The 25,661-nt window shown below is 27.3% G+C and carries 33 protein-coding genes; 17 read left to right on the forward strand and 16 right to left on the reverse strand.

The window, feature by feature from the left end; translation table 11 throughout:
• Positions 1 to 6: 6 nt before the first annotated feature.
• Positions 7 to 621: a recombination protein RecO gene (recO, locus tag AC5LG6_RS05875; RefSeq protein ID WP_120987196.1), complete on the reverse strand. Its 615-nt coding sequence runs from the start codon at positions 619 to 621 to the stop codon at positions 7 to 9.
• Positions 622 to 636: 15 nt separating this feature from the next.
• Entirely contained in the window at positions 637 to 900 is a 264-nt protein-coding gene (locus AC5LG6_RS05880) for a hypothetical protein (RefSeq protein ID WP_066155257.1), read from the reverse strand.
• 114 nt (positions 901 to 1,014) lie between these two features.
• Here AC5LG6_RS05880 and ppnP point away from each other — a divergent pair, with 114 nt between their 5' ends.
• A complete protein-coding gene (gene ppnP / locus AC5LG6_RS05885) occupies positions 1,015 to 1,329 on the forward strand; it encodes a pyrimidine/purine nucleoside phosphorylase (RefSeq protein ID WP_498585945.1) in 315 nt (104 codons plus the stop codon).
• Between the two features lie 29 nt (positions 1,330 to 1,358).
• On the opposite strand, the gene AC5LG6_RS05890 is transcribed toward ppnP, so the two are convergent.
• A complete protein-coding gene (locus tag AC5LG6_RS05890) occupies positions 1,359 to 1,874 on the reverse strand; it encodes a nitrous oxide reductase accessory protein NosL (RefSeq protein WP_498585946.1) in 516 nt (171 codons plus the stop codon).
• Positions 1,875 to 1,992: 118 nt separating this feature from the next.
• Here AC5LG6_RS05890 and AC5LG6_RS05895 point away from each other — a divergent pair, with 118 nt between their 5' ends.
• Positions 1,993 to 2,349: a hypothetical protein gene (locus AC5LG6_RS05895; RefSeq protein ID WP_431393839.1), complete on the forward strand. Its 357-nt coding sequence runs from the start codon at positions 1,993 to 1,995 to the stop codon at positions 2,347 to 2,349.
• Here the strand turns inward: AC5LG6_RS05895 and AC5LG6_RS05900 are convergent.
• From AC5LG6_RS05900 to AC5LG6_RS05930, 7 genes are read right to left on the reverse strand one after another with little or no spacing between them, the layout of a single operon-like run.
• The gene (locus AC5LG6_RS05900; RefSeq protein ID WP_066358812.1) at positions 2,346 to 3,086 is read right to left on the reverse strand and encodes a sulfite exporter TauE/SafE family protein; all 741 of its coding nucleotides are present in this window, start codon (positions 3,084 to 3,086) and stop codon (positions 2,346 to 2,348) included. The genes AC5LG6_RS05895 and AC5LG6_RS05900 overlap by 4 nt on opposite strands.
• Before the next feature lie 2 nt (positions 3,087 to 3,088).
• The gene (gene cysE / locus AC5LG6_RS05905; protein ID WP_066358818.1) at positions 3,089 to 3,844 is read right to left on the reverse strand and encodes a serine O-acetyltransferase; all 756 of its coding nucleotides are present in this window, start codon (positions 3,842 to 3,844) and stop codon (positions 3,089 to 3,091) included.
• Positions 3,834 to 5,648 (reverse strand): biosynthetic arginine decarboxylase, encoded by a 1,815-nt coding sequence (speA, locus tag AC5LG6_RS05910; protein WP_498585947.1) that lies wholly within the window; start codon positions 5,646 to 5,648, stop codon positions 3,834 to 3,836. The genes cysE and speA overlap by 11 nt, the downstream gene beginning before the upstream one ends.
• 1 nt (position 5,649) lies before the next feature.
• Entirely contained in the window at positions 5,650 to 6,879 is a 1,230-nt protein-coding gene (gene hisS, locus AC5LG6_RS05915) for a histidine--tRNA ligase (protein ID WP_498585948.1), read from the reverse strand.
• Complete coding sequence (gene tmk / locus AC5LG6_RS05920) at positions 6,869 to 7,438, reverse strand: dTMP kinase (RefSeq protein WP_498585949.1); 570 nt, start codon at positions 7,436 to 7,438, stop codon at positions 6,869 to 6,871. Before tmk ends, hisS begins: the two co-directional genes overlap by 11 nt.
• Positions 7,429 to 7,923: a pantetheine-phosphate adenylyltransferase gene (gene coaD / locus AC5LG6_RS05925; protein WP_066220742.1), complete on the reverse strand. Its 495-nt coding sequence runs from the start codon at positions 7,921 to 7,923 to the stop codon at positions 7,429 to 7,431. Before coaD ends, tmk begins: the two co-directional genes overlap by 10 nt.
• Before the next feature lie 2 nt (positions 7,924 to 7,925).
• Complete coding sequence (locus AC5LG6_RS05930; protein WP_066220738.1) at positions 7,926 to 8,480, reverse strand: UbiX family flavin prenyltransferase; 555 nt, start codon at positions 8,478 to 8,480, stop codon at positions 7,926 to 7,928.
• A gap of 164 nt (positions 8,481 to 8,644) precedes the next feature.
• Here AC5LG6_RS05930 and AC5LG6_RS05935 point away from each other — a divergent pair, with 164 nt between their 5' ends.
• The 14 genes from AC5LG6_RS05935 to AC5LG6_RS06000 all read left to right on the forward strand — a co-directional run bounded on the left by AC5LG6_RS05935 (position 8,645) and on the right by AC5LG6_RS06000 (position 18,192).
• Positions 8,645 to 9,274, forward strand: coding sequence for a recombinase family protein (locus AC5LG6_RS05935; RefSeq protein ID WP_066358806.1), 630 nt, complete (start codon positions 8,645 to 8,647; stop codon positions 9,272 to 9,274).
• Between the two features lie 72 nt (positions 9,275 to 9,346).
• Positions 9,347 to 9,793, forward strand: coding sequence for a 50S ribosomal protein L9 (gene rplI / locus AC5LG6_RS05940; RefSeq protein ID WP_498585950.1), 447 nt, complete (start codon positions 9,347 to 9,349; stop codon positions 9,791 to 9,793).
• A 2-nt stretch (positions 9,794 to 9,795) separates the two neighbouring features.
• Positions 9,796 to 10,332, forward strand: coding sequence for an ATP-dependent protease subunit HslV (hslV, locus tag AC5LG6_RS05945; RefSeq protein ID WP_066155224.1), 537 nt, complete (start codon positions 9,796 to 9,798; stop codon positions 10,330 to 10,332).
• Positions 10,333 to 10,339: 7 nt separating this feature from the next.
• Positions 10,340 to 11,668 carry an ATP-dependent protease ATPase subunit HslU gene (gene hslU / locus AC5LG6_RS05950; protein ID WP_498585951.1) on the forward strand — a complete coding sequence of 443 codons (1,329 nt, stop codon included), beginning with the start codon at positions 10,340 to 10,342 and terminating at the stop codon, positions 11,666 to 11,668.
• A 53-nt stretch (positions 11,669 to 11,721) separates the two neighbouring features.
• Positions 11,722 to 12,027: a hypothetical protein gene (locus AC5LG6_RS05955; RefSeq protein ID WP_066155217.1), complete on the forward strand. Its 306-nt coding sequence runs from the start codon at positions 11,722 to 11,724 to the stop codon at positions 12,025 to 12,027.
• 16 nt (positions 12,028 to 12,043) lie between these two features.
• Entirely contained in the window at positions 12,044 to 12,826 is a 783-nt protein-coding gene (locus AC5LG6_RS05960) for a TatD family hydrolase (RefSeq protein WP_498585962.1), read from the forward strand.
• Between the two features lie 35 nt (positions 12,827 to 12,861).
• Positions 12,862 to 14,130, forward strand: coding sequence for a lytic transglycosylase domain-containing protein (locus AC5LG6_RS05965; protein WP_498585952.1), 1,269 nt, complete (start codon positions 12,862 to 12,864; stop codon positions 14,128 to 14,130).
• Positions 14,114 to 15,025 carry a septal ring lytic transglycosylase RlpA family protein gene (locus AC5LG6_RS05970; protein WP_498585953.1) on the forward strand — a complete coding sequence of 304 codons (912 nt, stop codon included), beginning with the start codon at positions 14,114 to 14,116 and terminating at the stop codon, positions 15,023 to 15,025. The genes AC5LG6_RS05965 and AC5LG6_RS05970 overlap by 17 nt, the downstream gene beginning before the upstream one ends.
• A 10-nt stretch (positions 15,026 to 15,035) precedes the next feature.
• Positions 15,036 to 15,608, forward strand: a complete 573-nt coding sequence (hisB, locus tag AC5LG6_RS05975; protein WP_498585954.1) for an imidazoleglycerol-phosphate dehydratase HisB — start codon at positions 15,036 to 15,038, stop codon at positions 15,606 to 15,608.
• The gene (locus tag AC5LG6_RS05980) at positions 15,605 to 16,102 is read left to right on the forward strand and encodes a KdsC family phosphatase (protein ID WP_498585955.1); all 498 of its coding nucleotides are present in this window, start codon (positions 15,605 to 15,607) and stop codon (positions 16,100 to 16,102) included. Before hisB ends, AC5LG6_RS05980 begins: the two co-directional genes overlap by 4 nt.
• Positions 16,093 to 16,644, forward strand: coding sequence for a hypothetical protein (locus tag AC5LG6_RS05985; RefSeq protein WP_498585956.1), 552 nt, complete (start codon positions 16,093 to 16,095; stop codon positions 16,642 to 16,644). The genes AC5LG6_RS05980 and AC5LG6_RS05985 overlap by 10 nt, the downstream gene beginning before the upstream one ends.
• Positions 16,631 to 17,131 carry an LptA/OstA family protein gene (locus tag AC5LG6_RS05990; RefSeq protein ID WP_066155194.1) on the forward strand — a complete coding sequence of 167 codons (501 nt, stop codon included), beginning with the start codon at positions 16,631 to 16,633 and terminating at the stop codon, positions 17,129 to 17,131. Before AC5LG6_RS05985 ends, AC5LG6_RS05990 begins: the two co-directional genes overlap by 14 nt.
• Before the next feature lies 1 nt (position 17,132).
• Positions 17,133 to 17,735, forward strand: a complete 603-nt coding sequence (yihA, locus tag AC5LG6_RS05995; RefSeq protein ID WP_066220713.1) for a ribosome biogenesis GTP-binding protein YihA/YsxC — start codon at positions 17,133 to 17,135, stop codon at positions 17,733 to 17,735.
• Complete coding sequence (locus tag AC5LG6_RS06000) at positions 17,725 to 18,192, forward strand: N-acetyltransferase (protein ID WP_081560661.1); 468 nt, start codon at positions 17,725 to 17,727, stop codon at positions 18,190 to 18,192. Before yihA ends, AC5LG6_RS06000 begins: the two co-directional genes overlap by 11 nt.
• On the opposite strand, the gene AC5LG6_RS06005 is transcribed toward AC5LG6_RS06000, so the two are convergent.
• The 5 genes from AC5LG6_RS06005 to AC5LG6_RS06025 all read right to left on the reverse strand — a co-directional run bounded on the left by AC5LG6_RS06005 (position 18,189) and on the right by AC5LG6_RS06025 (position 22,985).
• On the reverse strand, positions 18,189 to 19,133 hold the full coding sequence (locus AC5LG6_RS06005) for a hypothetical protein (RefSeq protein ID WP_498585957.1): 945 nt from the start codon (positions 19,131 to 19,133) through the stop codon (positions 18,189 to 18,191). The genes AC5LG6_RS06000 and AC5LG6_RS06005 overlap by 4 nt on opposite strands.
• Positions 19,134 to 19,136: 3 nt before the next feature.
• Positions 19,137 to 19,409 carry an EscU/YscU/HrcU family type III secretion system export apparatus switch protein gene (locus AC5LG6_RS06010; protein WP_066358791.1) on the reverse strand — a complete coding sequence of 91 codons (273 nt, stop codon included), beginning with the start codon at positions 19,407 to 19,409 and terminating at the stop codon, positions 19,137 to 19,139.
• A gap of 3 nt (positions 19,410 to 19,412) precedes the next feature.
• Positions 19,413 to 21,113 carry a flagellar hook-length control protein FliK gene (gene fliK, locus AC5LG6_RS06015; protein ID WP_498585958.1) on the reverse strand — a complete coding sequence of 567 codons (1,701 nt, stop codon included), beginning with the start codon at positions 21,111 to 21,113 and terminating at the stop codon, positions 19,413 to 19,415.
• 42 nt (positions 21,114 to 21,155) lie between these two features.
• A complete protein-coding gene (locus AC5LG6_RS06020; RefSeq protein WP_066220705.1) occupies positions 21,156 to 22,127 on the reverse strand; it encodes an aldolase catalytic domain-containing protein in 972 nt (323 codons plus the stop codon).
• 66 nt (positions 22,128 to 22,193) lie between these two features.
• Complete coding sequence (locus AC5LG6_RS06025) at positions 22,194 to 22,985, reverse strand: ribonuclease H family protein (protein ID WP_498585959.1); 792 nt, start codon at positions 22,983 to 22,985, stop codon at positions 22,194 to 22,196.
• A 128-nt stretch (positions 22,986 to 23,113) separates the two neighbouring features.
• On the opposite strand from AC5LG6_RS06025, the gene AC5LG6_RS06030 reads away from it, so the two are divergent.
• Positions 23,114 to 25,336: a methyl-accepting chemotaxis protein gene (locus AC5LG6_RS06030; RefSeq protein WP_498585960.1), complete on the forward strand. Its 2,223-nt coding sequence runs from the start codon at positions 23,114 to 23,116 to the stop codon at positions 25,334 to 25,336.
• A 19-nt stretch (positions 25,337 to 25,355) separates the two neighbouring features.
• On the opposite strand, the gene AC5LG6_RS06035 is transcribed toward AC5LG6_RS06030, so the two are convergent.
• Positions 25,356 to 25,565 carry a DUF2721 domain-containing protein gene (locus tag AC5LG6_RS06035; RefSeq protein ID WP_498585963.1) on the reverse strand — a complete coding sequence of 70 codons (210 nt, stop codon included), beginning with the start codon at positions 25,563 to 25,565 and terminating at the stop codon, positions 25,356 to 25,358.
• Positions 25,566 to 25,661 lie beyond the last annotated feature (96 nt).

Below are 25,661 nucleotides of genomic sequence, written 5' to 3' on the forward strand. Positions count from 1 at the left end.
TCTATCTCAAAGCCCAAGAAGTAGGATTTCAAAAAGATCTTCTACTTCATCATCATTTAGATTTATAGTTTTTTTTGTAAAAAAAAGCTCTTTTATTTTTAAATAATCAAAAACTTTTCCTCTTATGCAACTTTTGTGAACAGGTAAAAAACCTCTTACTATTGATAAATCACTATTTATTTCAACTTCACAAATAAGACACTCAAAATCTGTATGAAGTCTTCCTTCATGTTCTAAAATTGATAGATATGACTCTATAATAGCTCTGTAAACATTTTGTTTCTCTATTTTTGAAACTAAATTTTCTAAAAGAAAAAAGTAGAATGGTTCTAACTCATGAAGCTCTTTTAAATGAACATAAAAAAGTTTAAGATATCTTTGCCAAGCATACATTTTTTGATTGTTTAAAATCCAAGGGAAACCTAGTTGAATCACATCTTTAAGTCTTGAAATAGTTGATTTTGTATTTTCAAGCTCAAAGTCGATTTTATAGCCAATATTGATATTTGAGTGTCTTGCTCCATAAAATCTATATGAAGTAATCAACTCATTTTCGCATATAATAGTGACAATTAAATCGTCATCTTTTACAGCTTTTATATCAACAATATAGCCTTGCACATCTTAATCTTATTATTAATCTTCGTTTGAACCTTCAAGCATATCAACTATTTCATCATAAATCTCTTGAGCCTCTTCATCATCTATTTCACCAGCTTCTAAATCTTTTAAAAGTTCTTCAAAATCCTTTTTCATCTCTTGCATATTTTCAAGCTCTTCTTTTAACTCAGGAGTATCTTTTTTTGCAGCAATTATTTCAAAAATATCATCTATGTGATCTTCTATTTCAACTAAAACTTCATTATTTATTATCTCTTTAAGCTCTTTTTGGATACTCATTTTCACACCTTATTTAATTTTTTGAATTATATCAAAAGATTTCTAGCCTTTTGCTTCAATAATATCGTATAATTCATTTGTTATAATATTGCGATAAATTTTAAGGAGACTATAATGTCATATTTTAAAGGTGTTTCTATAGCAAAAGCAGCAAATATTTTATACGATGGAAATATTACAAGCCGTGCTATTACATTTGAAGATGGAAGCAAAAAAACTTTAGGAATTATGTTAGCGGGTGAGTATGAGCTTAATACTGTAAATAAAGAAGTTATTGATATTCAAAGAGGAAAGATTGATTTATTACTTCCTGCTTCTGATTGGCAAGAGTTTGAAGGTCCTGCATCTTTTATTATTCCTGCAAATACAAAGTTTAGATTAAGAGTACATAGTTTAGTTGATTATTGTTGCTCATTTATAAAAGATTAATCTATTTAAACAATGCGAAAACGCATTGTTTAGTGATGTTTTTTTGGTATTGTATCCAAAGTTATTTCATTAAATTTCACAATTTTCTTTCCAAAATGGTCTTTTGAAAACTCATTTGCACTATTTTCATCTTTAAATGGTATTAATTCATCTCCCATAGGTCCCATAACATTTGAACCAATTACAAAAAAAGCATTTTTTGCATCTATTTGCTCAAGAGTGTAGTAATCAGTAACTTTTATAGTTGAATTTTTTAAATCAGCATTTTTTATATATTTTGTTGGTTCAAAGTAGAACTTCATCATATCTTTTACTCCATCAAAATAGAAACTCTCTTTTTCTGTTTTAATTGTTGCAATCCATTTTTCATATTTTGCTACAAACATACCACAAACAGGACATTTAGCATCTTTTGGAATAGTTAAACTACTATTTTGATTAGCCACTTCGTTTGTATTGTGATGCTGCATATTATGGTTAGAGTGTTCCATCGCAAAAAGTGTTGTACTCAAAAGTAACATTGAAGTAAGAATTTTTTTTCTCATAATTTCCCTTTATTTTAAAATGTATAAGTATATGAAAAATGAGTTAATTTTTAGTTAATTTTTTAGCTTTTTATATATCAAAAGTTTATATAATGTTTAAAAATCAAAGGTAATTTATATGTTATTAGGAAAATGTCCATATTGTGATGATGGAGAAATTGAAGTTAGAAAAAAAGATGTAAGAGGGAAAAAAGTTGAATTGTATGCTTGTAGTAACGCTTCATGGACAACTGAAGATGGAGAGTTTTTTGAATTAACATCAACTTCAAAATGTGGATTTAAAATTTGGCAAAATACTCTTAGTCGATATGGACACTGGTTAAAACATAGTGAAATAAGAGAACTTTTGCTTAATGGAGAAGTTGAGATAAAATTAAAAACCCAAAAAAGATTTGGGCTTAAAAATGAAAATAGAAAAGATTACTATAAAACTGCTATTTTAGATTATGAATATGGTATTAAAATACTATTTTAAAACTCAACTGTTTTATAAATCATAGTTGCTAATACAAAAAGATTTAAAAGTAGTACAAATTTTTTATAAGAAGTTGATTTTGTTTTTTCTTTTATTTTTATTCCAAAATATACTCCAATTAAAGAACCAATACCAATAATAGCTCCCTCATAATATAACATATTCCCATACAGTGAAGTAGATATAAATCCACCAATAGATGAAAAAATAACAAAAAATAGCCCCAAAGCAGTAGCTACTTTTAAATCATATTTTAAAAATTGAACTAGTATTGGAAGAAGCATTAAAGAACCACCAATTCCAATACTCATTGCAAAAATTCCAACACAAAATCCAATCAATGCAAGTAAAAATATATTTTTATCTTCTTGTATAATCTCTTGAGAAGCAGGTGCTTTAAATAGAGTATAAATGGTATAAATAAGCACAGCAATAAAAAGGTATTGAAGATAAATATCTGGAATTGAAGGTAAAAAGTAACCACTAAAAAGTCCACCAATACTTGCACCAACTCCTAAAATTATACCATCACGAAATAGACCTTTTATCTTTTTTGAGTTTAAAAAAGAGCCATAAATAGATGAAAAAACCATCTGCATTATAGATATTGCAACAGCTTCTTTCATAGCAAATCCAGCAACCAAAAGCATTGGAATTAAAATACTTCCACCACCAATTCCAAAAAAACCAGATGTAAAACCTGTAATAAGACCAAAGGCTAATAATTCTAATTCCAAAATTACTCTTTTTTATTTGATTTTAATGCATCTATGAAACAAAGATACTCTTTTTCTAAGATTTCATTTTTTTCATTTATATCACAATCGCACTGATTCTCTTTTTTTATATTATTTTCTAAAATAGTGATTCTTTCTATTAGATATTTAAACATCTCTTTGTTTATATCAGGTAGTTCATTATGAGCCATTTTATCTCTTTTATTATCTTTTTTGATAATTCTTGCAGGTACTCCAACAGCAGTTGAGTTTTCAGGAACATCAGTAACTACAACAGAATTAGCTCCAATTTTTGAGTTAGAACCAACTGTAATATTTCCTAAAATCTTTGCTCCACTTCCAATAACTACATTTGATTTAATTGTAGGGTGTCGTTTTCCTTTATTAAGACTAACTCCACCTAAGGTTACACCCTGATATATTAAAACATCATCTTCTATAATAGAAGTTGAACCAATAACAACTCCAATTGCATGGTCTAAAAATACTCTTCTTCCAATTGTTGCAGCTGGATGAATATCGGTTTTTGTAAAAAAAGATGATATTCCAGAAATAGCTCTTGAAAGTTTTTCAAAACCTTTTTTATATAAAATATGAGCAACCCTATGATTTATTATTGCCCAAACTCCAGGGTAATTAAAAAATATCTCAAAGTTTGAGTTAAAAGCTGGATCATTTAGTTTTGGAACAGAAAAATCTTCTTTAATTTGACTCCATAAAGATATTTTTTCTTCTTCGTTTTTTATCTCATTCGTCATCATAATAACTCCATATAGTCTTTAAATAACTATTATCATCTAAATATTTTTTTAATATCTCATAAGTTTCACTTGGAAGATTTCTACTTAAAATTGTTTGCATCTCTTGTGTGTCATAGTCAATATCATCTAAAATATCTATAATTTTTTGAGATTCTAAAAGTTTTTCTAAAATTACCTCTTCATCTTTAAATACAACATTTACTTCTGTTGGATGGGAGAAAAGATTGTGTTTCATCCCTAAAGTATCTTGATATGCACCAACATTGAAAAATCCTAAGAAATAATCCTCTTTATTTAGATTTACATCATGTAAATATAGAGGTTTTTTCATATCAAAAGGAATTTCTCCATCACTATCACAAGTTATATCCCATAAACTTGCACTTCTTGTTGGTTTTTTATCCAAATGAGTTATTGGCATAATTGGAAACTCTTGATCTATTCCCCAATAATCAGGTAAAGATTGGAAAAGTGAGAAATTTAGTAGATATTTTTCTTGAATATTTTTATCAAATCTTTTAAGCTCTTCATAATCATCAACTTGAAGAAGTGAAATAGCTTTTTTAATAATTTGATGAGTTAATATTTCAGCATTAGATCTATCTTGTAAATCAATATAACCTAAATCAAAAAGAGTTAAAAGTGATTCTAAATGGTCTATACTATCGTGCATAAACTCATATGCTTTTTTCTTTGTCATATCTTTGAAAAGTTCTCTTAACTCTTCTATTAAAGGAGGATTTGTCTCTTTTAGTTTTAAGTGATCAAGTTCATATTCAGCTGAAAATAGCTCTAAAACAGGAGTTATAAGAACAGTTGAAGCTGCACTTATAAATCTTCCTGATTCAGTGAAAATATTTGGTTCTTCAACTCCTTTTTGTTTTGCAATATCTTTTAAAGTAAATACAACATCACTTGCAAATTCAGCAAGAGAGTAAAATCTAGATTGTTCGTAAGCACTATATTCTACACTTAATCCTCCACCAATATTTATAGAGTTAAGTTTTTTTGCACCTAGATTTTTAAGTTCAGCATAAATATGACCTGACTCTCTAAGAGCTTTTTTCAAAGGTTTAATAGTATTCATAGCAGAACCTATATGAAAATGAATCATTGTTAATAAATCTTCAAGTTTATTTTCTTGCATAAGCTCAAAAGCTTCTAAAATTTCCGTTGAAGTAAGTCCAAATTTAGAGTCAATTCCTCCACTTTTTGCCCAAACACCACTTCCACCGCTATGAAGTCTTACTCTTAAACCTACATTTGGAGCTTCCATTTTTGTCTCTTTTAGAACTTCTAAAATCATCTCTAGCTCATTTAAACCTTCAATAATAACTGTAATATCATGTCCCATAGATTTAGCAATAAAGCATAGATGTATCATCTCTTTATCTTTAAAACCATTTATAGTTATTGGGCTTCCCATATTGTTGTAAGTCATAGCAATAATTAATTCAGCTTTACTTCCAGCTTCAAGACCATAATTATATTTTTTCCCGTAACTTACTAAAGGATGAATAAAATTTGGTAACTGATTTACTTTTAGAGGGAAAACAGCATTAAATTTTCCTTTATAATCATACTCTTTTATACTTGCATTGAAAGTGTTAAAAAGTGTTTTAACTTGTTTTTTCGTAATATGAGGGAATCTTAAAAGTAGGGGTCCTTTAAATCCTTGTTTTCTTACATCTTTTACAATTTTGATTAAAGATGGATATGGTTTGTAGTTTACTTTTACAACTCCATCTTCAATAAAAAAATTATCATCACTCCAAATATCTATTCCATATCTGTTTTTCATATTAAAAATCCTCTAAAATTATATTATTTTCTTCTTTTGTATTTAAGTTTTTTGTATAAATTATTCCATTTTCTAGCTCTTTTTCTCCAATTAGCGCAACAATATTGCAATTTAGTTTTTCTGCAATACCAAAATGTTTTGCAAACCCTCTTGGTGTGTATTCAAGATAAGTTTTTGTTGTTTTTCTTTTTTTAATTGCTATTTCAAATGCTTTGTTTAAAGAGCTTTCATCTAAAACACCAATATATAAAAACTCTTTTTGCTCTTTATTCATTTTTACAAGCTCTAGCAATCTTTCTATACCAATAGCAAAACCAATTCCAGCTGTACTTTTTCCACCAAGATATTCAACCAATCTATCATATCTTCCACCACCAGCAATTGCACTTTGAGCACCAATTTCATTGCTTACAAACTCAAAAGCTGTTTTGTTGTAGTAATCAAGCCCACGAACCAAATTTGAATCAACTTCATAATCTACTTTATTAAAATCTAAAATCTCTTTTAGCTTTTCAAAATCACTATCGCAAGAGCTACATAAACTATTTGTTATTTTTGGAGCATCTTTTAAAAGAGTTTGACACTTTTCGTTTTTACAATCTAATACTCTAATTGGATTTGTATCAACTCTTCTATTACAATCTTCACACAACTCAGATTTAAAACTATTTAGATGATTTACTAGATTATTTTTATATTGTGGCATACACTCAACGCAACCCAAAGAGTTTAGTTTTAAAGTAAATCCAATACCAAAATATTCAAGAATTTCACGAATAAGCATAATAATATTTGCATCTTCATAAACATTTGATATTCCAAAAACTTCACAACCAAATTGGTGAAACTCTCTTAATCTTCCTTTCTGAGGTCTTTCATATCTAAACATAGGACCATAGTAGTACCACTTGTAAGTTCCACCAGCACGATCAAGTTTTTTCTCTACAAAATGTCTTACAACTCCAGCTGTTCCTTCAGGTCTTAAACATACATCATTTTGCCCTTTGTCAATAAATTGATACATCTCTTTATTTACAATATCGCTACTTTCACCAACACTTCGTTTAAAAAGTGCCGTCTCTTCTAAAAGTGGAGTCTCTATATAAGAAAAACCATATTTTTGTGCTATTTTTGAAGCATTTTCTATAAAATATGTAAAAAGTTCACTATCACTTCCTACAATGTCTTTCATTCCTCTTAAACTTTGAATTGTTTTTGTACTATTTAGCATTTATAAAATCCTCAATCTTTTTTGCAATCTCATCTATATTTAAACTTGCATCTATAAAAATGTGTTTAATATTTAGTTTTAAAATAGTCTCTTTTAATCTTGCTTGAATATCCAAAAGATAATCTAATCCTCTTTTTTCAATACTATCATTTGGTTTTTGAGACAACCTTTTTTGTAATTCATCTTTTTTAAGTTCTAGTAAAATTACTTTTTGTGGAAAATTATTTGAAGTTGCTAAACGATTTAATTCTATTAAATCATCTATTTTTCTATCTTTTGCATAAGCAATTCCAGATATAAATGAACGGTCACTAACAATTAATTTATTTTTATTTTTTAATATTATCTCTTGAGTGTGTTCGGCTCTATCTGCAAGAAACATAAACATTTCAGCTAAACTACTATTTGCTTCTCCACTTAAAATCATCTCTCTTAGCTTTATACCTAGAGCAGTTCCACCTGGCTCTTTTGTAAAAATAGCATCTTTAAATCTATTTTGTAAAATTTCAAGTTGAGTAGATTTACCAGCTGTATCAATTCCTTCAATAACTACATACATTTTAAAACCTCTTTTGGAACTAAATGTTCAAATCTGCCTTCAAATCTTATAATTTCTCGCACAATTGTAGAGCTTACAAATGCATGTTCTAGTGTTGGCATTAGGTAAACTGTTTCAAGATTATGGTTGATTGAAGAGTTTGCGTATCCCATTTGTAGTTCAAATTCAAAATCACTAACAGCTCTTAATCCTCTGATTATTGTATTAATCTGTAAATCTCTTGCCAAATCAACTAAAAGAGTATCAAATCCTACAACTCTTACATTTTTAAGATGCTTCGTAGATGCTTCTACAAACTCTACTCTCTTATCATGAGAAAACATAGGTTTTTTCATTTCACTTTTTGCAACACTTATAATAACTTCATCAAAAACTTTTATTGCTCTTTCAATAATGTCTAAATGTCCAATAGTAATTGGGTCAAAAGTCCCACTATAAATAGCTTTTTTATATGAACCAGTATAGTTATAATCGTTATTTTTCATATCTATTTCCATCTTTTATATAGTTTGTGATCTATTTTTAATAGATCCATCCACTTTCCAATAATAAAATTTTCCATATCTTCTAAAGTTTGTTGAGAACTATAATATCCCAAAATTGGAGGTGCAATCACAACACCTAAATTTGAAAGTTTTAGCATATTTTCTAACATTATTGTATTTAAAGGTAACTCTCTTGGAGCTATTATAATCTCTCTTTTCTCTTTTAGCATTACAGAAAAAGCTCTAGTAATTAAGCTATCAGCAATTCCCACACTACATTTTGCCAAAGTATTTGAACTGCAAGGAAGAATAATCATTTTATCAACTTTAAATGATCCAGAAGCTAAAGAAGCACCTATATTTTTATCTTTAAAAAGTGTTATATTTTCATAATCTTTAAAAATTTCTTTCGTTTTTATACCATTTTCTAGTTTTAAAGCCTTTTTTGAACTTTTTGAAAATACGACAAAAATCTCAATATCTTTTGGTATCTGTTTTATAAATTTCAAAGCTAGATTTACTCCACTAGCACCTGAAATTCCAACTGTTAATTTCAATACTTACCTCTTGAATAATTTAATTATAAAAACCTTTATACTATCAAATAAAAGCTTCAAGTTTTATTTTATATAAAAATATGTATAAGCTTTTATTAAATATTAAAAAGATAACATTTTGTATAAACTTTTATACATAAAACTATTACAAAAGAGGTGTAAAAATGTCAAAAAATTTCACATATATTAGAAAAAATCGAAATAATATGAGTTATACGGATGAACAAAAAGAGCTTATTTCTAAATATATTTTAAAAAATTCATTAACTATTTATAAACATATTGAAATAGATATAAATAGACCTTCTCAAGAGAAAAATATTATTCAACTTTTAGAAAATTGTGAAAAGAACTCTACAATAATTGTTGCAAACTTAAATGTTTTTGGAAGAACTATTGATAGGATTTTAGAGATTGTAAAGTTTTTGTTATCAAATAAAATAAGAATAATTGTTGTTGAACAAAATTTAGATTTATTAAGTAACGAGGATAAGCTCACATTGATGATTTTAAATATTATAAAAATGACTATATCTTTAGAAAAAGAGCTTCAAAGTTTGAGAACAAAAGAGGCACTAAATGCAAAAAAAGAGGATGGTATTCCTCTTGGAAAACCAAAAGGTACTATTCAAAAATCAAAATTTGATGAGCAAAGGGATAAAATAGAAGAGCTTCTTGGTATGGGACTTAGTGTTAGAAAAATAGCAAAACTTTTAGGATATAACAACCATATAGGTTTAAATAGTTATGTAAAAAAGAGAGATATTAGGGCAATTGCGCTTGATAAAAAGTAGCTTTAATACTTTTTATATGGCTTTAAAAAAATTAATAGTAGAATGATGAGTTAAAAATTAAAGGAAAAGTAAATGAAAGTATTATTAATAAAAGATGTAAAAACTTTAGGAAAAGCAGGTGAAATCAAAGAAGTAGCTGATGGATATGGTAAAAATTTTTTAATAGGAAAAGGCTTAGCTTTACAAGCAACAAATGAAGTTATAGCAAAACATAATGCAGAACAAAAAAAACTAGCACTTAAAGAGGAAGAAGAGATAAAAGCTGCAAAAGAGTTATCAGAGAAAATAAATTCAACAAAACTTACAATTAGACATAAAGTTGGAGCAAATGGACAACTTATTGGAAGTGTTACAAATAAAGAGATAAGTGAAGAACTTGAAAAACAGTTCTCTATTATGGTTGATAAAAAAAGTATAGTTGTTGATAATAAATTAAAAACTATTGGTATTTACGAAGTTTCTTGTAAATTAGGACACTCGGTAAATGCAACGTTAAAAATAGATATAATCGCTGGTTAATTATGTTTCACGCAACTACGATTTTAGCCTATAAAGGTAAAAATAAAGCTGTTATTGGTGGAGATGGACAGGTATCTTTTGGAAACACTGTTTTAAAAGGAAATGCTACTAAGATAAGAACTTTGTATAAAGGTCAAATTTTAGCAGGTTTTGCAGGAAGTACAGCAGATGCTTTTAATCTTTTTGATATGTTTGAAGCTCATCTTGAAACTTGTAAAGGTGATTTATTAAAGTCTGTTATTGCATTTTCAAAAGAGTGGAGAAAAGATAAGTATTTAAGACGACTTGAAGCTATGATGATAGTTTTAAATAAAGAAAAAATATTTATTTTAAGCGGAAATGGAGATGTTGTTGAGCCTGAAGATGGCGAGATAGCAAGTATTGGAAGTGGTGGAAATTTTGCAATCTCTGCTGCTAGAGCATTAGCAAAACATTCACAGCTTGATGAAGAAGAACTAGTTCGAGAGTCTTTGATGATTGCTGGTGAGCTTTGTATTTATACAAATCAAAATATAAAAATATTAAAAATAGAGGAATAAAAACAGTATGGATATGACACCTAGGCAGATTGTTGCTTATTTAGATGATTATATTATTGGTCAAAAAGATGCAAAAAAGACCATAGCTCTAGCTTTAAGAAATCGTTATAGAAGAATGAGAGTTGAGCCAAATCTACAAGAAGAGATTATGCCAAAAAATATTCTAATGATTGGAAGCACAGGAGTTGGTAAAACTGAAATTGCAAGAAGAATGGCAAAAATGATGGGTCTTCCTTTTGTAAAAGTAGAAGCTAGTAAATATACAGAAGTTGGGTTTGTAGGAAGAGATGTTGAATCTATGATTAGAGACCTTCTTTATGAAAGTATAAATCTTGTTACAAAAGAGTATGAAGAAAAAATTAAAGATAAAATTGATGATGAAGTAAATAAAAAGATCATTGAAAAATTAGTACCTCCACTTCCTGATAGTGCAAGTGAAAATGCAAAAGAGTCGTTTATAAAAACTTATAATCTAATGGAAAAGAAGTTATTAAATGGTGATTTAGATGATAAAAAAATAGAGATAGAACTACCTAAAAAAGCTCATGTAGAGATAATTGATTCTAATTTACCATTTGATATGAGTTCTATGCAAGAGAGTCTTAACAAAATGTTAGGAAGCTTAAATAAAGAAAAAATAAAAAAAGAAGTAAGCATAAAAGATGCAAAAATTCTTTTAAGAGGTGTTGCTAGCGAAGGTTTACTAGATACTGAAGCTATAAAAATAGAGGCTTTAAAAAGAGCTGAAAATGGCGGAATTATTTTTATAGATGAGATAGATAAAATTGCAAGTGGAAAGAAAAATCAAGGGCAAGATCCATCAAAAGAGGGTGTTCAAAGAGATTTGCTTCCAATAGTTGAAGGTAGTTCAGTTCAAACAAAATTTGGACACATAAAAACTGATCATATTTTGTTTATTGCAGCTGGTGCATTTCATGTATCAAAACCAAGTGATTTAATACCAGAACTTCAAGGAAGATTTCCTCTTAGAGTTGAGTTAGAAAGTCTTGATGAAGATGCTCTTTATAAGATTTTAACAAACACAAAGAATTCACTTTTAAGACAATATAAAGCTCTTTTAAAAGTTGAAGATGTTGAACTTGAATTTGATGATGATGCTATAAGAGCTTTTGCTAAATATAGTGTTGCAGCAAATGAAAAAACAGAAGATATAGGTGCAAGAAGACTTCACACTGTTATTGAAAAAGTTATTGAAGATATATCTTTTGATGCAGATGAGAAAAAAGGTTCAAAAGTAGTTGTAACTAGCCAGTTAGTATCAGAAAAACTTGAGAAGATAGTAGATAATGTTGATGTTACAAGATATATATTGTAATTTAATACTATTTAGCATAGAATACAAAATTATTTAAAATATTGGGGGGATATATGAAAATCATAACTTTTTGTCAAATTGATGAGTCTCTTTTTAATCCAGAATTTGAAGTTGAGTCTTTTCACTCTAAAGGTGAAGGTAAAGCTGATATAGCGATACTAGACATAGAATCTATTTTTGAGTATGAAGAGAATAAGCATAGTGTTTGTAAGGAAAAATTTGTTTCTATTGCAGTAATAGAAGATGAGAGTGATTATGATGCTTTCAAAAACTTTGGAATAGATGCTTGGATAAAATATTCAGATATTTCTCAGATAAATAATTTAATAAATCTTTTAAATAAAAGATTTTTATCTTAAAGGTTTAAAAATTATTATAGATACTCATTGCCATCTTGATAATGAAGCTTATTTAAGCGATATAGATGGAGTTATAACAAATGCAAAAGAGTCTGGAGTTAATGCTTTTTTAATTCCAGGGGCAAGTTTTGAAACGCTTAAAAGAGCAATAGATCTAAGTGAAAAATATGATGAAGTTTTTTTTGCTGTTGGAATTCATCCTTATGATATAGATGAGTATGATGAAGCAGTTATTGAAAAATATGTAAATCACCCCAAATGCATAGCAATAGGCGAATGCGGATTAGATTATTATAGACTTCCAGATAATGAAATTGAGAAGCAAGAGAATATAAAAAAACAAAAAGAGGTTTTTATTTCTCAAATAAATTTAGCAAAAAAGTATAAAAAACCACTGATTATTCATATTAGAGAGGCTTCAAATGATTCTAGAGAGATTTTGGAAAAATATGCTTCAAAAGATTTAGGTGGAGTTTTACACTGTTTTAATGCAAGTGCTCATCTTCTTCCTTTAGCAAATATGAATTTTTATTTTGGAATAGGTGGAGTTGTTACTTTTAAAAATGCAAAAAAGTTAGTAGAAATTTTGCCTTTAATTCCTAAAGAAAAACTCCTAATAGAAACAGATGCCCCATATTTAACGCCGCATCCTTATAGGGGAGTAAGAAATGAGCCATATTATACAAAATATGTAGCTCAAAAAATGGCAGAGATTTTAAATATTAGTGATGAGGAGATTCAAAGTATTACTACAAATAATGCCAAAAATCTTTTTAAAGAGTTTTCTAATATTTCTTAGGTATAATCAAAGAATTCTAAAATAAAGAGGAAACCTTGAAAAAAATTTTAGTAACAATAACCATTTTAATCTCTTCTGTTTTTGCAAATAATCCTGAACAAAATATAGCTGTCTTAGAAGAGCTAAATCTTCCAAAAGAATTTTTAAATGAACAATCTTTTAAATTAAAATATAAAGAACTATCAACTACAAAGAAAATTCAGTATTATGATAACTTAATAAAAAAATCATCACTAAATGCAAAAATTGTAAAAGAGGAGTTGGAGCTAAAAAATCTTCCAAAAGTACTTTTTTTCTTGCCTTTAATAGAGTCAAGTTTTAAAAATTTAGTTAATAAAAATGGTCCTTCTGGACTTTGGCAAATTATGCCTTTAACTGCTAGTAATCTTAAATTAAAGAGAAATGAGTTTGTTGATGAGAGATTAGATTTAATAAAATCAACAGATGCTGCCACAAACTATTTAAGAAGATATTATAAAAAATTTGGAAAATGGTATTTGTCTGTTTTAGCTTATAATGCAGGTGAGGGAAGAATTATTCATGGAGTAGCAAGAGCTACTTTAGATAAATATTTAGATGAACACCCAACTATGTATCATGATAAGGTGATAAAAATTTATAATTTATACATTGCTGATTATACAAAAAATAAAAAAGGGATAGATAATTTATACACTATTTACAAAGATTTGGGTTTAAAATCTGGACATTTTGATTATCTTTATCTTTTAAAACATAATTCAAAAAGAGATTATTTACCAAAAACTAGTGTAAATTATATAAATATGTTGGTATCTTTTGCAATTCTTGAAAATAGTGATAGATTTAAAAATTTAGATAAAAAAACAAAGTATGATTTAGAAAAAGTTAATTTAAATAAAGGATTAAAGTTAAAAACTATTGCTGATGAGCTTTCTATGAGTTATGAAGAGTTAAAAACTATAAATAAACATCTTTTAAAAGAGATGGTACCAGCAGACAAAAATAGTTATAACTTCTATATTCCTCATACAAAAGTTGAGTTATTTAACAACAAAATTTCAAATATGAAAGAGTTAGCTGTAACACAAAATAAAGCAACTTTAGAAAAAGTAAAAAATGATTCAAATAACAAATCTTCTTTTGATGCAAATAAAAATAGTAAAGATTTAACTACAAATAAAATTATTCATAAAGTAAAACAAGGTGATACTCTAGAGGCTATTGCAAAAAAATATAAAGTAAGTGTAAAAAAGCTTAAAACTGATAATAAAAAAAGTGGTAGTAAGTTGAAAATAGGAGAGAATATTGAAATTATCAAATAGAATTTATAGTATAGCGTTTTTAATTTTTTGCTCATCTTTTTTATTTACAGGTTGTTCTACTAAACAAACTTATGATTATAGTTCATATCGTAAGGATACAGGTGATAAGAGTATAAATAATAGCGAAGCTATGCATAGAGCTACAATGAGACCTTATAATGTTTTTGGTATTAGATATTATCCTTTTGTTGCAAATGTTGGAGACCAATTTGATGGAATTGCATCTTGGTATGGACCAGATTTTCATGCAAAAAAGACTTCAAATGGTGAGATTTATAATATGTATGCTATGACAGCTGCACATAAAACTCTACCTATGAATACAGTTGTAAGAGTTGATAACTTAGATAACGGAAGAAGTACAATAGTTAGAATAAACGATAGAGGACCCTTTGTTGCTGGAAGAATTATTGACTTATCAAATAAAGCAGCTCATGAGATTGATATGGTTAGAAAAGGAACAGCAAGGGTTAAAGTTACTGTTTTGGGTTATAATGGATTAGTTGATGATAAAAATGCTCCAAATGTAAACTCAATTGAACAAAAACCTGAAGTTGAAAAAATAGAAGTAATTGAAGATGATGTAGTAGCTACAAATATTAATACTAATATTGGTATGGTTTCAGCACCTATTACAACTTCAAAAAGTAGTTCAAAAGAGAGCTCAAAATCTTCTTCTGGGGGAAAATTTAGTATTCAAGTAGGAGCATTTAGCTTACAAGCAGGAGCTTTAAAAACAGTAGATGAGTATAAAGCAAAATTCCCATCAAAAAAGATAGAGTATGTTGAAAATGGTGGAATTTATAGAGTTTATATAAGAGGTTTTTCATCTTATGATGATGGACAAAATTTTAAAGCAAAAAATAGTTTAACAAATGCAATTGTAGTTCAATAAGGATTTTAAAATGGTAGAGATAAAAAGAGATACAAAAGAGACACAAATTAAGTGTAGTTTAGAGCTAAATGGGTGTGGAAATTTTTCTATAAATACAGGTGTTGGTTTTTTTGACCATATGCTTGAAGCTTTGAGTAAGCATAGTGGAATTGATATAAATTTGGAGTGCAAAGGTGATTTACATATAGATTATCACCATACAGTTGAAGATTGTGGAATAGTTTTAGGACAAGCTTTGAAAAAAGCAATTTTCCCTATACAAGCAGTTGAGAGATATGGAAATGCAACAGTTGTTATGGATGAAGCAGCAACTACATGTGCTTTGGATTTATCAAATAGACCTTTTTTGGTTTATGAAGTAAATATAAGTGGAAAAGTTGGAGAGTTTGATGTTGAATTAGTAGAGGAGTTTTTCCATGCTTTAAGTGGAAATGCTGGAATTACTCTTCATTTAATATCTGAAAGAGGAAGAAATAAACACCATATTATTGAAGCAACATTTAAAGCTTTTGCAGTTGCATTAAGACGAGCTTTAGTAAAAAATGAAAAACTTGGAATACCTAGCACAAAAGGTGTTTTATGATAGAACTTTTAGTTTTTGATGTTGATGGAACTTTAACAAATGGTGATATTACTTATTCAAGTGGCCTTGAAGAGTTTAAAACATTTAATGTAAATGATGGTTTTGCAATAGTTTTTTGGACAAAACATTTAGGAAAAAAAGCTGCAATAATTACAGGACGAGAGTCAAAGATTGTTGAGTATAGAGCAAATGAGCTAAAAATAGAGTATCTATACCAAAATGTAAAAGATAAATTAGAAGTTCTTGATGAGATATTAAAAAAAGAGAATTTAAACTACAATCAAGTTGCTGCTATTGGTGATGATTTGAATGATTTAAAGATGTTAAAAAAAGCTGGTTTATCTTTTGCCCCGCAAAATGCACATGAACTCGTAAAGAATAGTGTAAATATAGTTTGCAAAAAAAGTGGTGGAAGTGGAGCAGCAAGAGAGATGATAGAGTATATTTTAAAAGAGGATGGGCTTGAAGAGGAGTTTTTAAACTTATGGCTTTAAAAATATTTGTTTTTATATCTCTTGTTTTAGCAATAATTTTTTATTTCTTACCAATTGATAAAATAAAAAAAGATTTGAAAAAAGAGGATATAGCTCTTTTTATATTTGAAAACCCAGTAATGTATAGTTTAGATGAAAATATGGTTACTAAAAAAATTGTTGCTAAACAAGCTGTAAGATATGAAACTAGAGATGAGATGTATTATGGTGATATTACTTTAAAAAACAACAATATTGCAAAGAATTTTAAAAGTGAAAATATTAAAGCAGATTTTATAGTAAAAAAGGGTGCTATTTATAATTTAAAAAATAATGTTAAGTATAAAAGAGATGATTTTATCAAAATAGATACAAAAGAGATGATTTATGATGATTTAAATAAAATTGCAAAAAATAGTTCTCCTTTTAAAGCAGAGTATTATGCACATAAATATAATGGAGAAAATTTGTATTTAGAGAGTGAAAAAAATATTATAAATTCTAAAAATACGCATTTTGAGATAGATATAGAAAAGAGAAAGGGAAAAGATGATAAAAAATAGTATAAAAGTTTTAGTTGGTTTGTTTTTTTGTTCTTCACTTTTGTTTGCACAAAGTGAAACATTAGTAATAGATGCTTTAGATTTCAAAGCAGATGATAACAAAGGAATTTCTACTTTTACAGGAAATGTAAAAATAAGAATGGCAGAAGATAAGTTAAATGCACAAAAAGTTGATGTATTTTTTGAAACAGATAAAAATACAAAAAATAAGGTAGCAACTAAATATGAAGCTACTGGTGATGCCGATTTTGAGGTTATTTCAAAAGATAAACACTATGTTGGAAAAGGTGATAAAATTATTTATGTACCTTTAAAAGAGGAGTATTTAATTATTGGAAATGGATATGTTCATGAGAAAAATGATGATAGAAAAATTTATGGAGATAATATTTATATAAATCAGCTAACAGGTGAAGCAAAAGTTAAAGGAACTGAAAATAAACCTGTAAAGTTTATTATAAATATTGAACGAGGCGAAAAAAAATAGTATGAACTTAATAGATGCAAAATTTTTACAATCGGCTCAAAGTATTGAAGATTCACCACCACCATCAGTAGCAGAAGTTGCTTTTTTAGGAAGATCAAATGTTGGAAAATCTTCAGTTTTAAACTCTTTAACAAAGCATAAAGGTTTGGCTAAATCATCTTCAACTCCTGGTAAAACTCAACTTATAAACTATTTTGAGATTAAATTTAAAACTCAAGATATTGAAAATCCTTATGTTTATGCAAGATTTGTTGATTTACCTGGTTTTGGATATGCTAAAGTTGCTAAAACATTAAAAGCAGCTTGGAATAGAAATCTTACTGGATATTTAGAACAAAGACCAAATCTTCAAATATTTGTTCATTTAATAGATGCTAGACATAGCGATTTGGAGATTGATAAAAATGTTGATGAATTTGTAAAACATATAAAAAGAGGTGATCAAATAATTATAAATGCTTTTACAAAAATAGATAAACTAAATAGTGCTGAGCTAAATAAGTTAAAAAGAGATTTTCCAGATGGAATTTTTGTTTCAAACTTAAAGAAAAAAGGTATAATTGATCTTCAAAATAAAATTACGGAGCATCTGTTTGGAAATTAGATTTTATAAGCCAACAGTTCTTGATATTCCAAAAATGCAAGAGCTAGTTCGTCCAGAAGTTGAAAAAGGAATAATTCTTTTAAGAACAGAAGATGAAATGGCTACAACTATTAGATCATATATTGTTGTTGAAGTAGATGGTAAAATGGCTGGTTTTACAGCTACACATATTCACTCTGCAAGAATGGCAGAAGTTCGAAGCTTGATAGTAAATGAAGAGTTTAGAGGTTTAGGCTTAGGTAAAAAACTTGTTGAAAAGTGTGTAGAAGAGGCGAAATTTTATGGAATAAAACAGGTTTTATCTCTTACTTATGAAAAAGATTTTTTTAATTCATGTGGATTTAGAGAGATTCCAAAAGAAGATATACCTGAGCAAAAAATTTGGGCAGATTGTATTAAGTGTAAACTATTCCCAATTTGTAATGAAATAGCAATGGTAAAGGATATTGAGTTTTAATCTCTAGCTTCTATTACTCTTTTTAGAAGCTCTTCTTTTGTAAATATTTGAGATATTTTTTGACTAGATACTCCATTTGTTAGTGTTATACTAATTCCTTTGTTTTCTAAATATTGTGCGTTTTTTATTATAACTTTTACTCTATTTTTAAATTCATCAAAAATATAAATTTTTCTCCCTACAAAAAGTTCATATAAACTAGGCTCTTTGTAAACTCCTACTAAATCTTTATTTGAATATAAATATTTCCAAATTTTAATCTCTTGTTCGTAGTTTAGAAAATATTGCGTATAGTCAGAAAAAACTCTATTTCCTTTTATATAAAAGTTTGTTTCAGGGAAAAAATTTGGTACGCAGTTACATAAAAACATATCTTTTTGTTGTTCATTTATCTTTGAAATACAAAAATATTTAAATTTTTTTAATTTTTCTAAGTAAAGAATAGATTGTGAATCTTGATTTTCAAGTATTGCAAAAATATCAAAGAGTTCTTCAAAATCACCTTTATTTGAAGCCAATATTTCAAGAACTTTTATACTTAAATTTGAGTTTTCCAAACTATTTTTTGGAATTTTATACATCTTCATATTTGACTTTTTTAAATCAACTATATTTATATTGTTTTTTATCTGATTAAGAAGATATATTTTATTTTCACTATTTTTTTCTACAATAAAAATGTTGTTACTATCAATCTGAAGTGTCTTGTATTTTGCCAAAATCTGCTTTTTAAAATCAGTTATTTTTTCTTCAACTATACTGTATGTAAAGTTATGATTTTTTAAAAACTCAGTTAGTTCAAATAGATTATCAAAATTTATTTCGCTACTATTTGAATACTCTTTTTTTGTGCTATTAAATTCTAAATCTAATCCAAGAAGATAGTTTTTATGCCTATATAACTCTTTTTGGTCTTTTATTATAATCTTTTTTAAAATCATTCTTTACCTTTTGTTTGATAATTCATAAATAAATGCAAAAATTTCTGCAACAGCTTTGTACATCGAAGTTGGTATCTCCTTATCTATATCTATTTTAGATAATAATTCAACCAAATCCTCATCTTTTTTTATAGGAATTTTGTTATCTTTTGCAATTTTTATTATGTTATTTGCTGTTTCACCTTTTCCTTTTGCAGTTATTTTAGGAGCATTATTTGTATTTTTATCATATTGTAAAGCTACTGCTTTTTGTACTTTTTGATTATCTTCTTGCATCTATTATGCCTTTATATCAATTCGTGAGCTAGTTATAAAATCGTTGTTATAATTATTTTGATAAACATTTGTTGGTTTTTGCTCTTTATTTTCACTCTCTTCTTTCATATCAAGAAGTTTTATATGCATAGGTATAATATTTGCTTCATTTAGAGCCAATTTTAACTTTTGCAAATTATCTCTTAGTGTAACTTTAAAATGCTCTCTTTGAGCATAAATAGTCATATCAAGTTTATTTTCATCATACATTGAAAGCATTAAATCAATTTTTCCAAAATCTTTTAGAGTAAGTTTAATTTGACAAAAAAACTTATCTTCCTCTTTCTCTTTAATCTCAACTGTACCATCTTCTAACATCTCCCAAAAAAATGGAATATATACAAAATTAGAGTTTGAAACAAGTGAAGTTAGTTGTTGCATATCAATTTGAGTTAAAAGATTGTTTATCGTTTTTAAGCTATCTTGAGACTTTATATCTGTTTTTTGTGCAACTTCATCTTGCATTTTAAGAAGGATTGATTTGAAATCATTATCAAGCTTTTGATTATCTTTTGGATTGTCTAACTGATTATTTGTATATTCTTGAATAATATTTTCTACTTTTTTTATCAAAGAGTTTATCTGATTTTGTATCTCTATATTTTTTGGATTAATAGCTTGTAGGCTCTCTTTTAACGCAGTTAAAAGTGGATTTAAATTTGTAGCAAAATTATTTGAAAAATTTGAGATATTACTGTTTTGTACACTATTTAAAATAGCTTCACTTTTTGAAAATAGGTCTGGTAATGCAATTAGCTTATCAATCAAAGTTAAAATATTTTTATTTTGTATTATATTTTGATTTTGTGTTAAATCTTGTTTTATTTGATTTAAAAGCTCTTTTACTTGATTATTGATTAATGATTTAATATTATTGGCACTATTTATATTTTCATCTTCATAAGTTTGTGTTTGCGTTAATGTTTTTTGAACTAAATTTTCAGTTTTTGATTCTATTATTGAGCCATTTTGTATGAAATTTTTTAATTCATTTGCAAGATTATTTAAAGTTTGTGTTTGATTAGAATTTAAAGAGCTACTTAGATTTTGTAAGGAACTTACTAATGTTTTAAGATTATTTACTAACTCACTACCTTTTAAAGAGCCATCTTTTGGTATATTTTTTAAAATGTTATCAATTATTTGACTGCTATTTTTTGCCTCAGGAGTATCTATAGTTTTTAGAAGATTTGAGATATTTTGCAAAAGATTTTCTAGTTTTGCATTTGGATTTGAAGATAACTTATTTTCTAGGAAAATACCACTATTTTTTATCTGTTCTTTTAAATTATCAGCAGTTACATCTTTTATATTTTTTAAAAAATTTTCTAAAAGTGGTTTAAATTTTTGTAAAGATTCATCATCTTTAATACTTTCTAATAAAGATGATAAATTTGAAGATAGATTTCCTAAATCTTTAAAAGCAGTTGAGTTTTTTAAGATATTTTCCAAAGAGCTATTTGATTTTGTTCCATCTTTAATTGAGTTTAAAACCTCTTTTAAAATAGAACTAGCAGCTGTATTTGTAGAGCTTGAAGAGTTTGAACTATCTTGTTTTAAAAGATTATTTAGAGTTTTATTATCTGCCTCTTTTAAAGCATCATTTAAAACTCTATTATTGTTTGCTAATAGTATATTTAGTGCTGATCCATTTGAAATTAGCATTTTAGACCATAATATTATATGTTTTTTTAGAGTAGATTTTATCTACTCCATAAAAGAGATATTTTTAAAAAACTCTCTATATTTTGTATCACCTTCATCTCTTGCTTTCATAGCAGCTCTTGGGTGTTCATTTAATTGACCTGTTATCATATAAGGAATACTATATCCCCAGTCAAGTTTTTTCTCTAAATCAACAATATAATTTTCTATAAACTCTAAAACAGGCATCTGTTTATATTTTGGATTTTTTAAGAACCCTAAAAGAAGCTCTAGCGGACAATTTCCTGCTCCCCTTCCAAGTCCTGAAACTGTAACATCAAGAAAGCTAGCTCCATAAATCATAGCTTCTAAAGTGTTTGCATATGCAAGTTGAAGATTATTATGAGCATGAATTCCAACTTTTTTACCTGATTTTTCTGCAAAACCTAGGTATTTTCCAGCTAAATCTCTTATTTGTTCTGGATAAAATGATCCAAAACTATCAGCTATATAAATTACATCAACATTTGTTTTACTTAAAGCCTCTAAAACTTCATCTAATTCTTTTTCTGATACTTTTGAAATTGCCATTATATTTACAGTTGTTTCGTAACCTTTTGCATGTGCATCTTCTATTAGTTCAATTGCTGCTGGGATTTGGTGAATATATGTTGCGATTCTAATCATATCAACAACACTCTCATTTTTTGGTCTAAGCTCCTCTTTTAAACTTCTTCCAATATCACTCATAACAGCTATTTTTAGATCTGTTTTGTTTTCTCCAACAATTCTTCTTATATCTTCTTCTTTGCAGAAATTCCAAGGTCCATACTCATCTTCACTCATCAAAGTTGGAGATACATTTTTTCCTATTTCCATATAATCAACACCACTAGCAACACACATTTCATAGTGAGCTCTTACAAACTCATCACTAAAATAAAAGTTGTTTACAAGTCCACCATCTCTAATAGTACAATCAAAAACTTTTAAATCTTCTCTAACTGAAAGTATAGTTCCTTTTTTCTCTAGCATTAGTTCTTTTCCTTAATTTTTTTATTATTAAATATTAGCCAAATGTAACAAAAATTTTTATTAATACTATTTTATTTTTAAAACTTCCTCTATATTCTGGTATTTAAAGCTTTTATACTCAATAGATTTTTGTTTTATCGCATTTATTGCCATTTTATCTGCTAGTTCATTTCCTTCAACTCCACTATGACCTTTTACATACTCTAAGTTTATTTTTGATTTTAACTTTTCAAAAAGCTCATGAGATTTTATTATCAAAGGAAGATTTTTTATCTCTCCACCTTTTTTACTCCAACCATTTTTTTTCCATGAATATGCCCATGTTGATATACAATCTATTGCATATTTTGAGTCTGTAAAAATAGATATAGTACTATTAATTTTTGACTCATCCGCTATTTGTAAAGCTTTGTATAAAGCATTTAATTCAGCAATATTGTTTGTTCCACTCTCAATAAAATCACCATATAATAAAACTGGATTTTTGTCATCAAAATAAATGGCTATTCCACTTCCAGCATTTCCAGGATTTCCGCTACAAGCTCCATCACAATATATTTTTAAAATATTATTTGATGTTGAGATATTGTTATCTTCATTATTATATACATTTGCTTTTATATTGTTGTGTTCTAATACTAAATGGTAGTTTGAAACTATTTGCTCTTGAGATTTTAAATCATCAATGCCTCTTAGAAGCATTAGTAAATTTGAGTCATTTTTAGAGATTTCTTTTCCTAAAGCTTCATTTTCATAATTTTTTTCAGAGCTAAAATCTATATTTAATATATCAAACTGTTTTTTATTTAAATCACCATTGTAATAAATTTTGTTTAAAAATTCTTTGTCTATTTTCATATTACTTTTACTTATAATTAATTTTTTTCAATTGAAGATTGTACAAAAATAGGCCTTTACTATTGTTGTAAATTAATCAAAAATAGCCAAAATTATGGTAGATTTACACAAAAACTTAGGATTTATGAATGATTTCAAAACTATCTATAAAACAAAAGCTAATTGCAATTATGCTTATTCCATTGGTTATTGTAATTTTGCTAGCAGCAAAATTAGCTTATGACTCATACAGAAGCTTGGAAAACCTTAAATCTTTAGATAAGGTTGTTATTTTATCTACAAAAATTGGTGCACTGGTTCATGAAACTCAAAAAGAGAGAGGTATGACAGCTGGATTTATTGGAAGTAAAGGTGTTAAGTTTAAAGATGAGTTACCAAGACAAAGAGAAGAGGTAAACAAACAAATAACTTTTTTAAATGAATTTTTATCAGATTTTGATAAATCAAAATATAGTGATGATTTTGTAAAAAATCTAAATAGTGGTTTAGAAAAGTTAAAAGATTTACAAGGTGTAAGAAATAGTGTAAATAGTTTAAATATTGCAGCACCTATAGCAATAGCTTACTATACGGATACAAACACTCTTTTGCTTAATACTTTAGGAACTATTGTAAAGTTTTCAAATAGTCCAAATGTTACAAAAGAGTTGGGAAGTTATATGAACTTTTTACTTTCAAAAGAGCGAACAGGAATAGAAAGAGCAGTTGGTACAAATACTTTTGCACAAAATAAGTTTACAGAAGGATTAAAAGCTAGATTTTATACTCTTATAGCTGAACAAACTGCATATATGGATATATTCTCAAAAATTGCTTCAAAAGATATAGTTGATTTTTATTTGAAAACAGTTGTTGGAAAAGATATAGAAGAGGTTGAAAAGATGCGAAAAATAGCACTTTTTAGCAATATTGAAGAGAATTTTGGAGTAGATCCAAATTACTGGTTTGAAACAATTACAAACAAGATAAATCTTTTGAAACAAGTTGAAGATCATATTTCGACACATCTTCTAAATGAGATTAATTTAGAAAAAGATGAAGCAACTTTTCATTTAATACTTTTTTCACTATTAAGTATATTTGGTATTGGTATTACTATGATTTTGGCAAGAACAATTGCATTTACAATTTTAATAGATGTTGCTAGTGTAAGAGCTGGAATTGAAGAGTTTTTTGCTTTTATTAATTTTGAAAAAGATGATATCAAATTAATTGGTGTTGATTCAACAGATGAGTTAGGAATGATGTCTAAAATTATAAATAAAAATATTGCAAATACTAAAGCAAATATTCAAAGAGATAGAGAATTAATTGCAGATACAATAAGAGTTGCAAATAGTATTAATAAAGGGTATTTAGACCAAAAAATAATGGTTAATTCAAATAATCCTGCGTTAAATGAGCTTAAAGATATTATAAATGAGATGTTAAATACTCTAAATAGTAATATTTTAAATATTTTAACAGTTTTAACTTCTTACTCAAAGCTAGATTTCAGACCAAGATTAAAAGATAATGACCTTGAGGGAATTATTAAAGAGTTGGAAAAAGATATTAATATTTTAAGAGATGTTATTACACAAACTCTACTTGATAATAAAAAAGTTGGGATTACTTTAAAAGAGAATGCAAATATTTTAAGTTTTAATATGCAAAGTATATCAACGGCTGCAAATTCTCAAGCGGCATCTTTAGAAGAGACAGCGGCATCTTTAGAAGAGATAACATCAAATATCACAAATAATACACAAACAACTACAAAAATGGCAAGTTATGGTGAAAAAGTAAAAGAGTCAATAAAAATTGGACAAGATTTAGCAAATAAAACTGTTAGTTCTATGGAAGATATAAATAAACAAGCATTGGCTATAAATGAGGCTATTGGTGTAATTGACCAAATAGCATTCCAAACAAATATTCTAAGTCTAAATGCAGCTGTTGAAGCTGCAACAGCTGGAGAAGCAGGAAAAGGTTTTGCTGTTGTTGCACAAGAGGTAAGAAATCTTGCAACTAGAAGTGCGGAAGCTGCAAATGAGATAAAAAGAATAGTACAGTTAGCAACAAGCAAAACAAAAGAGGGTAGTGAAATTGCAAATAGCATGATAGAGGGTTACACATCTTTGAATGAGAATATATCTATAACTTTAGATTTAATACAAAATGTAACAACAGCTAGTAAAGAGCAATCTGTTGGAATGGTTCAAATAAATGATGCTGTAAACAACCTTGATCAAATTACTCAAAGAAATGCGCAAAGTGCATCTGAAGCAAATGAAATTGCAAAACAAACATTAAAAATATCAAATGAGATTATAGAACAGGTAAATTCTAAAGAGTTTGATGGAAAGTAAAAAATAATAGGAGTTATATTTAAGGAATATAACTCTCTTTATTGTTTATAAATTTTGTAGTATAAAAAAGCTCTCTTAAAAATAAAATTAGTGAAACTACTAAACAACTCATAGCCAAAATAAATAAAATCGCTATTAAAAAAGTGTGTTCAAAATGAAAAAACGAACTTAAAAATATTGTGATAATAACTAAAGCAATTAAAAGACCTGTTTTGAGACCGTTAAATATTTCGTGTCAAAGTAATTCTGATAGGAGAAATCCTATCACACCAGAACTTAAATTTTAAGTTCACTATCTAATCTTCCTTCAAAAAATATTGCCAGT

The sequence above is a fragment of the Arcobacter thermotolerans genome (assembly GCF_983172305.1).

Excerpts from the sequence above, each read along its gene's own strand:
- AC5LG6_RS05880 (WP_066155257.1), bottom strand. The coding sequence starts at position 900 with ATGAGTATCCAAAAAGAGCTTAAAGAGATAATAAATAATGAAGTTTTA.
- ppnP (WP_498585945.1), top strand. The coding sequence starts at position 1,015 with ATGTCATATTTTAAAGGTGTTTCTATAGCAAAAGCAGCAAATATTTTA.
- AC5LG6_RS05890 (WP_498585946.1), bottom strand. The coding sequence starts at position 1,874 with ATGAGAAAAAAAATTCTTACTTCAATGTTACTTTTGAGTACAACACTT.
- AC5LG6_RS05895 (WP_431393839.1), top strand. The coding sequence starts at position 1,993 with ATGTTATTAGGAAAATGTCCATATTGTGATGATGGAGAAATTGAAGTT.
- cysE (WP_066358818.1), bottom strand. The coding sequence starts at position 3,844 with ATGACGAATGAGATAAAAAACGAAGAAGAAAAAATATCTTTATGGAGT.
- speA (WP_498585947.1), bottom strand. The coding sequence starts at position 5,648 with ATGAAAAACAGATATGGAATAGATATTTGGAGTGATGATAATTTTTTT.
- hisS (WP_498585948.1), bottom strand. The coding sequence starts at position 6,879 with ATGCTAAATAGTACAAAAACAATTCAAAGTTTAAGAGGAATGAAAGAC.
- tmk (WP_498585949.1), bottom strand. The coding sequence starts at position 7,438 with ATGTATGTAGTTATTGAAGGAATTGATACAGCTGGTAAATCTACTCAA.
- coaD (WP_066220742.1), bottom strand. The coding sequence starts at position 7,923 with ATGAAAAATAACGATTATAACTATACTGGTTCATATAAAAAAGCTATT.
- AC5LG6_RS05935 (WP_066358806.1), top strand. The coding sequence starts at position 8,645 with ATGTCAAAAAATTTCACATATATTAGAAAAAATCGAAATAATATGAGT.
- rplI (WP_498585950.1), top strand. The coding sequence starts at position 9,347 with ATGAAAGTATTATTAATAAAAGATGTAAAAACTTTAGGAAAAGCAGGT.
- hslV (WP_066155224.1), top strand. The coding sequence starts at position 9,796 with ATGTTTCACGCAACTACGATTTTAGCCTATAAAGGTAAAAATAAAGCT.
- hslU (WP_498585951.1), top strand. The coding sequence starts at position 10,340 with ATGGATATGACACCTAGGCAGATTGTTGCTTATTTAGATGATTATATT.
- AC5LG6_RS05955 (WP_066155217.1), top strand. The coding sequence starts at position 11,722 with ATGAAAATCATAACTTTTTGTCAAATTGATGAGTCTCTTTTTAATCCA.
- hisB (WP_498585954.1), top strand. The coding sequence starts at position 15,036 with ATGGTAGAGATAAAAAGAGATACAAAAGAGACACAAATTAAGTGTAGT.
- AC5LG6_RS05980 (WP_498585955.1), top strand. The coding sequence starts at position 15,605 with ATGATAGAACTTTTAGTTTTTGATGTTGATGGAACTTTAACAAATGGT.
- AC5LG6_RS05985 (WP_498585956.1), top strand. The coding sequence starts at position 16,093 with ATGGCTTTAAAAATATTTGTTTTTATATCTCTTGTTTTAGCAATAATT.
- AC5LG6_RS05990 (WP_066155194.1), top strand. The coding sequence starts at position 16,631 with ATGATAAAAAATAGTATAAAAGTTTTAGTTGGTTTGTTTTTTTGTTCT.
- yihA (WP_066220713.1), top strand. The coding sequence starts at position 17,133 with ATGAACTTAATAGATGCAAAATTTTTACAATCGGCTCAAAGTATTGAA.
- AC5LG6_RS06005 (WP_498585957.1), bottom strand. The coding sequence starts at position 19,133 with ATGATTTTAAAAAAGATTATAATAAAAGACCAAAAAGAGTTATATAGG.
- AC5LG6_RS06010 (WP_066358791.1), bottom strand. The coding sequence starts at position 19,409 with ATGCAAGAAGATAATCAAAAAGTACAAAAAGCAGTAGCTTTACAATAT.
- fliK (WP_498585958.1), bottom strand. The coding sequence starts at position 21,113 with ATGCTAATTTCAAATGGATCAGCACTAAATATACTATTAGCAAACAAT.
- AC5LG6_RS06020 (WP_066220705.1), bottom strand. The coding sequence starts at position 22,127 with ATGCTAGAGAAAAAAGGAACTATACTTTCAGTTAGAGAAGATTTAAAA.
- AC5LG6_RS06025 (WP_498585959.1), bottom strand. The coding sequence starts at position 22,985 with ATGAAAATAGACAAAGAATTTTTAAACAAAATTTATTACAATGGTGAT.
- AC5LG6_RS06030 (WP_498585960.1), top strand. The coding sequence starts at position 23,114 with ATGATTTCAAAACTATCTATAAAACAAAAGCTAATTGCAATTATGCTT.